The sequence below is a fragment of the uncultured Cardiobacterium sp. genome, assembly GCF_938028185.1.
GTDB lineage: Bacteria > Pseudomonadota > Gammaproteobacteria > Cardiobacteriales > Cardiobacteriaceae > Cardiobacterium.
The window spans coordinates 1-11,146 of sequence record NZ_CALJAH010000311.1 but is presented as its reverse complement, the minus strand read 5'-3'; the positions used below and the strand labels follow the sequence as shown (position 1 = coordinate 11,146).

Here is an 11,146-nt window from a genome sequence, read left to right as displayed (position 1 = left end):
GGCAATGGCTGGACAGGGGAATGGATTTGCTACAGGCGGTGGAGCGGGCTTTTATCGAGTATATTATTTAGGGTGGATGGCTATAGATACTGTCTTCAGTGGCGCGCCTTGTATAGAACTTTGTGAGTATCACTATAAGTTCCGGCCTCAACCATCCCTGCCAATCTCCGCCAACCAATCGACAAAACTGCGCACCGTCGGCACCAGTCCGCGATTCTTGTAATAAAGCGCGGAGAGCGGCAACGGCTCCGTCGCCCATTCCGGCAGGACGCGCACCAGCCCCGCCGTCAGCACGGGTACGTCCGGCAACAGCGCAATGCCCGCGCCTGAAGCCGCGAGGCGTGCCAGCAAAAACGCATCATTGGCACTGACCCGCTTCGGCGCACGCAGCGGGTAGCGCTCATTCCCGCGCCGCAACAGCGCCTCCGCACCGTCCGCCTTGAACAACAGCGGCAGCTTTGCCACATCCGCCGGGTGCAACAGCGGCGGTTGCGCCGCCAACCAGTCCGCGCTGGCATAGAGGCCAAAGGCGAACGTGGTCAGCCGCCGCGCCACCACATCATCCAGCGCCGCCGCGCCGATACGCAGCGCGACATCAATCCCGTCCTGAATCAGGCTGATGCGGCGGTTATCCATCACCACTTCCAGCGCCACCTCCGGGAAGCGGCGTAAGTAATCCGGCAAATGCGGCTCCAGAAAACCGCGCTGCACCTCGACCGATACCGACACGCGCAACACGCCCTTCGGCGCATCCAGACACTGGCGCACGCTGCCGACAGCCTGCCCGGCACAATCCAGCATCATCTGCGCGTGGCGGTAAAAGCGCTCACCGAGCGCATTCAGGCGCACCCCGCTGCGGGTGCGGTCCATCAATTTGCTGCCGAGCGATTCCTCCAGCGCGGTGAGGCGGCGGCTCAGACGCGACTTTGGCACACCGAGCAATTCCGCCGCGCGGCTCAAATTGCCCGCCTGCACCGTCGCCGCGAACAGCGCAATATCGTTCAAGTCAGTACGTTCCATCAATGCAACCTTTCGTTTGAAAAACCCGTATTGTTCCAAAAATGCACTATGCATACAATGCGCGCACTGCCTGCAAGCCCGGACAGCCAAGCGTTTACATACACCTTGAGCGCTCAAGTGTATGTAAATGCCCATGACGCCCCGGTATCAGGCAATCTCTAGGGGCTGTTTGCAATTCAAACCCGTCCCGTTGCGGGCTTCGCCCTGCGACCGCCCACCAAACTACCCCCTTCCCCGTGGGGGAGGGTCGGGGTGGGGGCAGCAAACAAGCCGCGTTAGCGACGGCATACAAAACGAACTGCAAACACCCCCTAACCCGTTCAAAAACAAGGAGCATCCCATGCTGCGCCACACCGCGCAAATCCACACCGCCCCCGCCCGCCACTGGGTCGGCGACGGTTTCCACGTCTCCCCGCTTTTCAGCCATATGCGGGGCGACAAACACACCAGCCCCTTCCTCATGCTCGACTACGCCATGCCGCAACACTTCGCCCCGAACGAAACGCCCCATGCGAAAGGCGTCGGCGCACACCCGCACGCGGGCTTTGAGACCGTCACCCTCGCCCTGCAAGGCGAAGTCGCACACCGCGACAGCAGCGGCAACGGCGGCACCATCGCCCCCGGTGACGTGCAATGGATGACCGCAGGCAGCGGTGTCGTCCACGAAGAATTTCACAGCGACGCCTTCAGCAAAACGGGCGGCACCTTTGAAATGGTGCAACTCTGGGTGAACCTGCCCGCCGCGCAGAAAAACACCGCGCCCGCCTACCAAAGCCTGCGCGCGGCGGACATCCCGACCGTAGCCACGGGTGACGGCAGCGTCCGCCTCATCGCGGGCAAACTCGGTGACACGAGCGGCGCGGCACACACCCACACGGAGCTGAACGTCTGGGAAATCAACCTGCCCGCGCACGGCACGATGACCCTGCCGGTGCCGGAAAACCACAACCTGCTGCTGGTCAGCCTGCATGGCGACACCCGCCTCAACGACAGCGACAACCTGCGCCCCGGCGAACTCGCCACTTTCGCGGAAAATGGCGACAGCATCCGCCTCACCGCGGACGCAGAAGACGTCAAACTGCTGCTTCTGAGCGGCGTACCGATTGACGAACCCGTCGCCGCCTACGGCCCGTTCGTGATGAACACCCGCGAAGAAATCCTGCAAAAAATCCAGGCGTTCAACAGCGGTAAATTCGGCGGCTTGCACGCCTGAACCGGCAAGAAAAACGCCACGGTCACGTGGCGTTTTTACTTTCAGTGATGGTTCTGCAGCTATACGGTTTCAAATACGCGACGGATTTTCACCGGGAGAATCGCAGGCCGTCCGCCGCAAGCAGCGGCAGATTTTTTGTCTGCTTGTTGCTTGTTCTCTCTGAAATTTTTCGCCGAACCGCCTGTAAAAGCGGCGTATAATCAGCAAAATCTTTTTCTCATCCCTCATTCAAGGAATCATCATGAAAAGTCTGGAAAATTTCCTGAAAACGCTCCGCAGTACCACCATTTACGAGAAACAGGATTTGTTCAGCGGTATCGGCCAGTTGCTCAAGTCCAACGCGGCGCTGATTACGGTGCTGTCGCTAATCAACAAATGTCCGCGCAGCCGCATTATCGCTTACACCGCCGAGTCCCTGCCGCCGAAAGCCTACGCCGAGCTGGTTGAGCACGCCAAGGTCGCGATCAGTCACAGTTCGCCGATACAGCAATCCATCCATCGCGATGTATATATTGCGGAAAAAGGCGATGTGGATTGGTTGATGATTATTCAGGAAGGCGAGGGCGACGACGCGAATTTTCTGGTTTTTTATTGAGTCACCAAAACCAGCGCTGGAAGGCGTTGTACGGGCGATAAAAAACGGCTGCTGGAGCAGCCGTTTTCGTTGAGGTTTAACGGTTATTTTTTGATTTTCCAGTTGTTTTTGCCTTTTCCTTTGGTCAGGCGGATTTTGCCGTCTTTGCTGGCATAGCCGCCCTTGCTGCTGTTCAGGATTACGCCGTCCTGCAGGTCGGCGGCGAAGACTTCGGCCTGTTTTTTGTCTGCCGAGAGGATGACGTACACGGCGAGGGTGTCGTTTGCCGGGTCTTGCAGGGTGATGTCGGCGATGTCAAAGATTTGTACGCATTCGTTGCGCAGGTTCGACCAGGTTTGTCCGGCAGAAGGCAGGCAGCCGTGCGCATCCTGGTCGCCGCCAACGGCTGGTGCCTGTTCGGCGGCCTGTTGTTGTTCGGCGCTCATTTCCGGCGGTGCAGGGGCAGGGTCGGTGGGCGGGGTTTTTTCGCTGCCACCACAGGCGGCGAGCAGGCTGGCGAGGCTGGTTGCGATCAGCAGTTTTTTCATGGTGTCTCCATGGTTGTGGGTGAATCGGTGGGGTCAGAGAACGGCTTTGACAGCGTCGGCGAGGCGCTGCACGTCGTTTTCGCTTTTCATGCCGGCGATGTTGATGCGGCCTTCGCCGACCATATAGACGGCGTAGTCGTTGCGCAGGCGCTCAACCCGCTCTTTGCCGAGCGGCAGCAGGGTGAACATTCCCCGGTGCGAGCGGGTGATGAAGTTCCAGTCGCCACCGTGGCGGTTCAGGGCGTCGGCCAGTTGTTGGCGGCGCAGGCGGATGTAGGCGCTGACTTCGTCCAGCTCTTTGACCCAGTCGGCGCGGAGGCTGCTGTCGCCAAGGATTTCGGCGACGATAGCGGCGCCGTGGTCGGGCGGCATGGAGACCATCGCCCGGCTGGCAACGGCGAGGTGGCTGCGCAGGGCATCGGCGGTGCGCGCGTCTTTGGCGATGGTGAGCACGATGCCGACGCGCTCGCGGTAGAGGCCGAAGTTTTTGGAGCAGGAGGCGGCGATAAACAGGGTTTCCAGCGTGCTGGCGAGTTTGCGCACGCCGTAGGCGTCCGGCTCAATGCCTTCGCCAAAGCCGAGGTAAGCGAGGTCAACGACGGGGAGGAAGCCGCGACGGGCGGCGATTTCCGCGACTTTGTCCCAGTCGGCCGGGGTGAGGTCGGCGCCGCTGGGGTTGTGGCAGCAGCCGTGCAGCAGCACGATGTCGTCCGGCCCCATTTTTTCCAGCGCGGCGAGGAAGGCGTCCACGTTGACGATGCTTTTTTCGCGGTCGTAGTAGGGGTAGCTGTTCACGCCAAAGCCGCAGGCGCCAAAGATGGCGTGGTGGTTGCCCCAGGTGGGGTCGGGCGTCCAGAAGCGTTTGCCGGGGGCGATGGTGCGCAGTACTTCGGCGATGATGCGCAGCGCGCCCGTGCCGGCCACGGCCTGGTTGGCGCGAATGCGGTTCGCGTCGTAACTTTGGCCGAGGATGAGCGCGGTCATGTAGTCGTTGAAGGTGTCGAGGCCATTGACGCCGACGTATTTTTTCGTGGTCTGCCGCTGCCAGATGCGCTCCTCTGCGGCTTTGACGGCGCGCATTACCGGGGTCTCGCCGCTGGTGTCCTGGAAGATGCCGACGCCAACGTCGATTTTTTCCGGGCGCGGGTCATCGCGGCAGAGTTGGGAGAGTTTGAGGATCGGGTCGTCCGGCAGTTTTTCGACGGTTTCAAACATCTTTCTTTTTCCTTTTTTTCTTGGGGGAAGGGTAAGGGTTGGTCGGCAGCAGGTAGAGCCGTGTGCGCGACAGGCGGTCGTAGAGGGTGCGGCCGTCCTTGTCGAGCGCGCGCCACCATAGCCCGATTCCCGCCGGGGCGCAAGTAATCAGGGCGCAGCACCAGCGCAACAGTGCACGTTTGCCGCCGATGGCATGGCCGTTTTCGTCGGTGACGGCGAGACGCCAGGCGCGCATACCGAGCGTCTGCCCCTGTTTGCTCCAGAAATAGACGTAGAAGCCGATCCATGCCGCCAGCAGGGCAAGGCGCAGCGCCAGCAGTAGCACGCCGCCGGTAATCGCCTGCCCCTTGCTGATGATGAGGAAGATGAAGCCGACGCCAATCCAGCAGGCGGCGAGGAGGAAACTGTCGTAAAGCATCGCCGCCAGTTGGCGCATGAGTGGTGCGGGGCGGGCATCGGGAACGGTATGCGGCATGGATTTTTTCCGGGCTGAAAGCCGTATGCTAACACGGCGCGAACGCCGTCCGGCGCGGCAATTTTTTTGCCATGCCCGGCGCGTTTACCGTTAAAATAGCGCGGTTTTTTCTCCCCGTAATCTCTTTTTCAGGAATCGTTCATGACTTCTTTTTTACGGCACCGCATCGCCATGATTATCGGCCTGTGGCTGCTTAACGGCAGCGCTTTCGCGCAGGAACCCGTTGATGAGGCGCTGTTTGACGAGGCGCCGCCTACCATCGCCGACAATCTGCCAACTGACCCCAATGCGGCCGCCGCCGAACTCGCCGAATCCGAATCGGTCGGCATACTGAAACCACTACCGCCGGAAGAAACACCGGTACGCCAGCCGACCATCCAGCAGGAAATGCGCCCGTTCAACAGCCGCCGCATTGACCTGGTGGAAGCGTTGGTGCAAGAACCGAAAGAAGTCACCTTCAACGGCAAGGTGTACCCGCTGAAAAACCCCGACCGCGTCCGCCTCTTCTACGAAAACGAACAATACCCGACCATCTGGACGCAGGAAAACAAACTGCTCGACAACTTCGCGCCGCTGCAACGCCTCATCGCCGACGCGCCGCAGGACGCCTTGCCGCCCGCGCGCTACCACGACGCCGTCATCAACAGCCTGCAAGCAGGCGCGGAATACGGCGACATCATCGCCGTCGAACTGCTGCTTTCCGACGCCTACCTGACCCTTGCTGGTGACCTCGCCAACGGCCTCGTCAACCCGCGCAAAACCCAGCCCGAATGGAACGCAGAAAAAGTCAGCGACGAAGCCTTGGGCGAAATGCTCGCGAGCGGTATCGTCTCTGGCGACATCGAAACCGCCGTGCGCAGCATCAATAACAACAACCCGCGTTACCTCGCGCTGAAAAACCGCTACAACGCGCTCAGCGGCAACAAAACCGCCGCGCCTGCCGCCGCCAACAGCCAGCCGTTGCCCAAAATCACCCTGCAACAGGGTACAAACGACCCCGCCGTCGCCATCCTGCGCGACAAACTGGGCGTACCCGCCGCTGATGGTGACAACAACTACTTCGACGGCGACCTCAGCGAAGCCGTCATCGCCTACCAGCAAAGCCACGGCCTCAAGGCGGACGGCATCGTCAGCGGCAAAACCCGCAACCTGCTCAACGGTACCCCGAAAAACAGCGGCGGCAACGCCAACGCCGACCGGCTGATGATCAACATGGAACGGCTGCGCTGGATGCCGCAGGACATCGGCGACAGCTACGTCCTCGTCAACATTCCCTCCTACTACGTCAAAATGTACCGCGGCGACAAAGAAATCTACGCCTCCAAAGCCGTGGTTGGCCAGCGCGAACGCCAAACCCCGGCATTCACCGACAAACTGCGCCACATCGTGATGAGCCCGACCTGGACCGTGCCGCCGACCATCATGAAAAAAGACAAAATCAACAAACTGCGCAGCAACCCCGGTGCCTTTGACGGCAACTTTGAAGCCGTCGTCGGCGGGCGCGTCGTCCGCCCCAGCGCGGTGGACTGGAGCGCGCCCGGCGCCACCGGCTACCGCCTGCGACAAAAACCCGGCCCGCGCAACGCCTTGGGACGCGTCAAATTCCTCTTCCCCAACAAACACGCCATCTACCTGCACGACACCCCGAGCAAAAGCCTGTTTAACCGCCCCAACCGCGCCTTGAGCTCCGGCTGCGTCCGCCTGCAAAAACCCGAAGAATTTGCCAACGTCCTCCTCAAAAACACCAACTGGTCATCCGAACGCATCAAAAAAGCGATGAACCAGGAAAAAGAACAATGGGTCAACACCCCCGAACAGACTCCCATCTACCTGGTGTACTGGACCACCTGGAGCGACCCGGACGGCAACATCCAGAATGCCGACGACATCTACGGCAAAGACAGCGCCCTGCTGCAACAATACAAAAAAGCGCTGAACTAAGGAGGCAACCATGACCAGCACGCATACCCCGCAAAACAGCTACAGCAAAGAAGAACTGCTCGCCTGCGGACGCGGCGAAATCTTCGGCGCGGGCAACGCCCAACTGCCGCTGCCCAATATGCTGATGATGGACCGCATCGTCCGCATCAACGACGACGGCGGCAAATATGGCAAAGGCGAAATCATCGCCGAACTGGACATCCACCCCGACCTCTGGTTCTTCGCCTGCCACTTCCAGGGCGACCCGGTCATGCCCGGCTGCCTCGGCCTGGACGCCATGTGGCAACTGGTCGGCTTCTTCCTCGCCTGGAAAGGCGGGGCAGGGCGCGGCCGTGCGCTCGGCTGCGGCGAAGTCAAATTCACCGGACAAGTGCTGCCGACCCATAAAAAAATCACCTACCACATCGACATCAAGCGCACCATCATGCGCCAACTGGTGCTTGGCATCGCCGACGGCACCATGGAAGTGGACGGTAACCCCATCTACCACGGCACCGACCTCAAAGTCGGCCTCTTTACCAGCACCGACCAATTCTGAAGCGAGAACCAAACCATGCACGCCATGCGCTACGCAATCACCCTGCCCAGCGATTACAACATGACGATTATCCGCGAACGGGTCGCAAAATCCGGGCATCTCATGGACGGTTTTCAAGACCTGCTGTTCAAGGCCTACCTCATTTCCGAAAAAACGACGGGCGCCTTGCAAAACAGCTACAGCCCGCTCTACGTCTGGAAAGCCGCGGCAGGCATGAACAAATTTATCTTCGACGGCTACTTTGACAACATTCTGCGGGATTTCGGCTGGCAACACATCGAAATAGGTGTTGCCGCCAGCACCGCGCTGACCGATGCATTCAAAAACAGCAAATACCTCACCGAAGAAACCGTTGCGATTAACCCGGCAACCAGCCTGAAAAACCACAAACTCCAGGCACAACCTCAAAATGACGAAACCGGCAAACTGGTCGTCTATAACCCGGACAAATGGCAACAAGCCGTCTTCACCTTCTATCGGGACAAGCCCGAAACCGAAAAAACGTGCTATGAAATACTGCACCTATCCATGTAACCAGGAGAACCCCCAAACATGAAACGCGTCGTCGTCACCGGCATGGGCATCGTCTCCAGTATCGGCAACAACTGCAAAGAAGTACTGGCGTCGCTGCAACAACTCAAATCCGGCATCAAGCACAACCCCGTGTACGCCGAAATGGGACTGCGCTCCCAAGTCGAAGGCAGCATCAACATCGACACCAAAGCGCATATCGACCGCAAAGTGCTGCGCTTCATGGGCGATGCCGCCGCCTACTGCTACATCGCGATGAAAGAAGCGATTGAGCAGGCCCGTCTCCTGCCCGAACACATCTCCAACATTCGTACCGGCCTCGTCGTTGGTAACGGTGGTGCCAGCCCCTCCGCCCAAGTCGAAGCGGCAGACACCCTGCGCGCCAGCGGCGTCAAACGCATCGGCCCCTATGCCGTTACCAAAACCATGGCCTCGACCACCTCCGCCTGCCTCGCCACCCCCTTCCAAATCAAGGGCGTGAACTACTCCATCAGCTCTGCCTGCTCCACCAGCGCGCACTGCATCGGCCATGCCGCCGAACTCATCCAGATGGGCAAACAGGACATCGTCTTCGCCGGTGGCGGTGAAGAAGTCCACTGGACCATGACCAGCATGTTTGACGCCATGGGTGCCCTATCCACCAACTACAACGCGACCCCCGAAATTGCCTCGCGCGCCTACGACGCCAACCGCGACGGCTTCGTCATCTCCGGCGGTGGCAGCATCCTCGTCCTCGAAGAATACGAACACGCCAAAGCGCGCGGCGCCACCATCATCGCCGAACTCACCGGCTACGGCGCCACCTCCGACGGCTACGACATGGTGCAACCCTCCGGCGAAGGCGCGGTGCGCTGTATGCAAATGGCGCTGGCCGAACACGGCGACGACGTGGACTACATCAATGCCCACGGCACCTCGACCCCGGTTGGTGACACCCGCGAGCTGGAAGCCATCAAAACGGCATTTGCCGGCAAAACCGTACCGCCGGTCAGCTCCACCAAATCCCTCACCGGACACGCGCTCGGTGCGGCAGGCGCCAACGAAGCCATCTACTCACTGCTGATGCTGCAAAACGGCTTCCTCACCGCCTCGGCGCATATTGAGACCCTTGACGAAAACGCTGCCGGACTGCCCATCCTGCGCGAAAACCGCAACCAGCCGCTCAACGCCGTGATGAGCAACAGCTTCGGCTTCGGCGGCACCAACGCAACCCTCATCTTCAGCCGTGTCCAGGACTAACACCGCCTGCCTGCTCGCGCTCGCCGTCCTTCTCGGCGGCAGTGCGCAGGCACAATACGCCAACGGCGAAGAAACGCCGGTACGTCCCGAACCGCCCGCTGCAGGCAGCATCCACCAGGAACCCGCTGACGATGCGGCGCAAGCCAGCGCCGAACCCGCCGCGAAAAAAGGCGACAAAAAAGCGGTACAACCCGCTGCCGCGCCCGCCGAAAACCTGCCCACGGGCGACAACATTGACGCCTACACCGCCGCCCAAATCGTTGCCCAGGCACAAGCGGCCAGCGCCGCCAAAGAAGCCGAAGCCGCAGCGACAACCGCTGCCGCGAACCAAAACGAAGCCCACGGCGACAGCGCGACCGAAACGGCTGCCGCGCCTGCCGCAGAAAGCGCCACAACCGCCGCCGCAGACGTACCGACCGACGCACAAACCAGCGGCGACGACAACGTCGCCCTGCTGCCCGTCGAAAAACTCAGTCCGCCGCCCGAACCGCCGCCGCCAACCGAAACCGTCGTCATCGAACAAGCCATCTACCGCTGCCCCAAAGGCAAAAGCTACATCTACGTTGATGGCGAAAAACGCAAAGGCTACAGCCGCTGCACCCTCTTCCGCGCCGAAAAAACCGAAGAAGTCCCGGTCGGCAGCGCGCCGGCCAGTGCTGCACCCGTGAGCGGCAACCCCAACAACTGTAGCGGCACCCTGCAATACAAAGGCAGCACCTACCTCTTCCAGGAACACCAGCCCTGCCCCATCCCGGACAGCGTCTTTCAGCGCCTCACCCCCGCCGCCACCAGCCACTAAAGCGTATTCAAAGCACACTACCATTTACATACACCCTGAGTGCTCAGGCGTATGTATATTTTTCTGCCAACACCGCACCATGACCACACCCTTCCAACGCCCCAAACTCGTCCCGCCCGACGGTCACAAAAAAGTTCTGCTCCACTCCTGCTGCGCGCCCTGCTCCGGCGAAGTGATGGAAGCATTGCTCGCCTCGGAAATCGACTACACCATCTTCTTCTACAACCCGAACATCCACCCACGGCGCGAATACGAACTGCGCAAAGACGAAAACATCGCCTTCGCCGAAAAAAACGGCATCCCCTTCATCGACTGCGACTACGACACCGACAACTGGTTCGCCCGCGCCAAAGGCATGGAATGGGAACCCGAGCGCGGCAAACGCTGCACCATGTGCTTCGATATGCGCTTTGAGCGCACCGCACTGTACGCCCACGAACACGGCTTCCCGGTCATCACCAGCTCGCTCGGCATCAGCCGCTGGAAAAACATGAACCAAATCAACGAAAGCGGCATCCGCGCGGCAGAGCCCTACCCGGACGTCCAATACTGGACCTTCAACTGGCGCAAGGGCGGCGGCTCGCAGCGGATGATCGAAATCAGCAAGCGCGAACACTTCTATATGCAGGAATACTGCGGCTGCGTCTATTCCCTGCGCGACACCAACGCCTGGCGTCTGAAAAACGGGCGCGGCAAAATCAAACTCGGCGTGATGTACTACGGCGAGAACAACGACGACGAAGCACCGCGCTAATCCGTAAAGCCGCCCGCAGGCGGCTTTTTTGTGCGTGGTTACCAGCTTCTCGTGCAGATAATGGAGCACTACCGCAATATGCGAAAGCGCTGCTTGTTTGATCGCGGTCAATCGCACAGTGCGCGGTGAAGGAGCCTCGTAACTGCCTTAGGCGCTGTTTGCAATTCAGCAGAATAAGCCCCGCTCCCTCTGGGACTGGGACAGCTCGCGCAGCGAGAGAGGAGTTGGGGTGAAGGCAGCAAAAGGCGTATAGGACAAAATGGAGGCTCAAAAACGCTGTAAGCCTTATGCTGCAAGGC

The 11,146-nt window shown here is 60.3% G+C and carries 12 protein-coding genes; 8 read left to right on the top strand and 4 right to left on the bottom strand.

Features of this window, described 5'->3' with window-relative positions:
* Nucleotides 1-147: 147 nt before the first annotated feature.
* Nucleotides 148-1,020, bottom strand: coding sequence for a LysR family transcriptional regulator (locus Q0349_RS09165; protein WP_298080568.1), 873 nt, complete (start codon nt 1,018-1,020; stop codon nt 148-150).
* A gap of 343 nt (nt 1,021-1,363) precedes the next feature.
* Between Q0349_RS09165 and Q0349_RS09160 the strand changes: the two genes are divergently transcribed.
* Together Q0349_RS09160 and Q0349_RS09155 are read left to right on the top strand one after the other, a co-directional pair.
* Entirely contained in the window at nt 1,364-2,233 is an 870-nt protein-coding gene (locus tag Q0349_RS09160; RefSeq protein WP_366916305.1) for a pirin family protein, read from the top strand.
* A gap of 241 nt (nt 2,234-2,474) precedes the next feature.
* Nucleotides 2,475-2,828: a hypothetical protein gene (locus tag Q0349_RS09155; protein ID WP_298080566.1), complete on the top strand. Its 354-nt coding sequence runs from the start codon at nt 2,475-2,477 to the stop codon at nt 2,826-2,828.
* Between the two features lie 83 nt (nt 2,829-2,911).
* Here the strand turns inward: Q0349_RS09155 and Q0349_RS09150 are convergent, their stop codons facing one another.
* From Q0349_RS09150 to Q0349_RS09140, 3 genes are all read right to left on the bottom strand, one after another.
* Nucleotides 2,912-3,253, bottom strand: a complete 342-nt coding sequence (locus Q0349_RS09150) for a hypothetical protein (RefSeq protein WP_366916304.1) — start codon at nt 3,251-3,253, stop codon at nt 2,912-2,914.
* A gap of 135 nt (nt 3,254-3,388) precedes the next feature.
* Nucleotides 3,389-4,570, bottom strand: a complete 1,182-nt coding sequence (locus Q0349_RS09145) for an amino acid aminotransferase (protein ID WP_298080564.1) — start codon at nt 4,568-4,570, stop codon at nt 3,389-3,391.
* On the bottom strand, nt 4,563-5,045 hold the full coding sequence (locus Q0349_RS09140) for an RDD family protein (protein WP_298080563.1): 483 nt from the start codon (nt 5,043-5,045) through the stop codon (nt 4,563-4,565). The genes Q0349_RS09145 and Q0349_RS09140 overlap by 8 nt, the downstream gene beginning before the upstream one ends.
* 141 nt (nt 5,046-5,186) lie before the next feature.
* On the opposite strand from Q0349_RS09140, the gene Q0349_RS09135 reads away from it, so the two are divergent.
* The 6 genes from Q0349_RS09135 to Q0349_RS09110 all read left to right on the top strand — a co-directional run bounded on the left by Q0349_RS09135 (nt 5,187) and on the right by Q0349_RS09110 (nt 10,847).
* Complete coding sequence (locus tag Q0349_RS09135) at nt 5,187-6,986, top strand: L,D-transpeptidase family protein (RefSeq protein WP_298080562.1); 1,800 nt, start codon at nt 5,187-5,189, stop codon at nt 6,984-6,986.
* Nucleotides 6,987-6,996: 10 nt separating this feature from the next.
* Entirely contained in the window at nt 6,997-7,524 is a 528-nt protein-coding gene (fabA, locus tag Q0349_RS09130; RefSeq protein ID WP_298080561.1) for a 3-hydroxyacyl-[acyl-carrier-protein] dehydratase FabA, read from the top strand.
* A gap of 15 nt (nt 7,525-7,539) precedes the next feature.
* Entirely contained in the window at nt 7,540-8,058 is a 519-nt protein-coding gene (locus tag Q0349_RS09125; RefSeq protein WP_366916303.1) for a DUF4865 family protein, read from the top strand.
* Between the two features lie 18 nt (nt 8,059-8,076).
* Nucleotides 8,077-9,294 (top strand): beta-ketoacyl-ACP synthase I, encoded by a 1,218-nt coding sequence (gene fabB / locus Q0349_RS09120; RefSeq protein ID WP_298080558.1) that lies wholly within the window; start codon nt 8,077-8,079, stop codon nt 9,292-9,294.
* The gene (locus Q0349_RS09115) at nt 9,281-10,093 is read left to right on the top strand and encodes a hypothetical protein (RefSeq protein WP_298080557.1); all 813 of its coding nucleotides are present in this window, start codon (nt 9,281-9,283) and stop codon (nt 10,091-10,093) included. Before fabB ends, Q0349_RS09115 begins: the two co-directional genes overlap by 14 nt.
* A gap of 79 nt (nt 10,094-10,172) precedes the next feature.
* Nucleotides 10,173-10,847 (top strand): epoxyqueuosine reductase QueH, encoded by a 675-nt coding sequence (locus Q0349_RS09110; protein ID WP_298080556.1) that lies wholly within the window; start codon nt 10,173-10,175, stop codon nt 10,845-10,847.
* Nucleotides 10,848-11,146: the final 299 nt, after the last annotated feature.

Excerpts from the sequence above, each read along its gene's own strand:
- Q0349_RS09165 (WP_298080568.1), bottom strand. The coding sequence starts at position 1,020 with ATGGAACGTACTGACTTGAACGATATTGCGCTGTTCGCGGCGACGGTG.
- Q0349_RS09155 (WP_298080566.1), top strand. The coding sequence starts at position 2,475 with ATGAAAAGTCTGGAAAATTTCCTGAAAACGCTCCGCAGTACCACCATT.
- Q0349_RS09150 (WP_366916304.1), bottom strand. The coding sequence starts at position 3,253 with ATGAGCGCCGAACAACAACAGGCCGCCGAACAGGCACCAGCCGTTGGC.
- Q0349_RS09145 (WP_298080564.1), bottom strand. The coding sequence starts at position 4,570 with ATGTTTGAAACCGTCGAAAAACTGCCGGACGACCCGATCCTCAAACTC.
- Q0349_RS09140 (WP_298080563.1), bottom strand. The coding sequence starts at position 5,045 with ATGCCGCATACCGTTCCCGATGCCCGCCCCGCACCACTCATGCGCCAA.
- Q0349_RS09135 (WP_298080562.1), top strand. The coding sequence starts at position 5,187 with ATGACTTCTTTTTTACGGCACCGCATCGCCATGATTATCGGCCTGTGG.
- fabA (WP_298080561.1), top strand. The coding sequence starts at position 6,997 with ATGACCAGCACGCATACCCCGCAAAACAGCTACAGCAAAGAAGAACTG.
- Q0349_RS09125 (WP_366916303.1), top strand. The coding sequence starts at position 7,540 with ATGCACGCCATGCGCTACGCAATCACCCTGCCCAGCGATTACAACATG.
- fabB (WP_298080558.1), top strand. The coding sequence starts at position 8,077 with ATGAAACGCGTCGTCGTCACCGGCATGGGCATCGTCTCCAGTATCGGC.
- Q0349_RS09110 (WP_298080556.1), top strand. The coding sequence starts at position 10,173 with ATGACCACACCCTTCCAACGCCCCAAACTCGTCCCGCCCGACGGTCAC.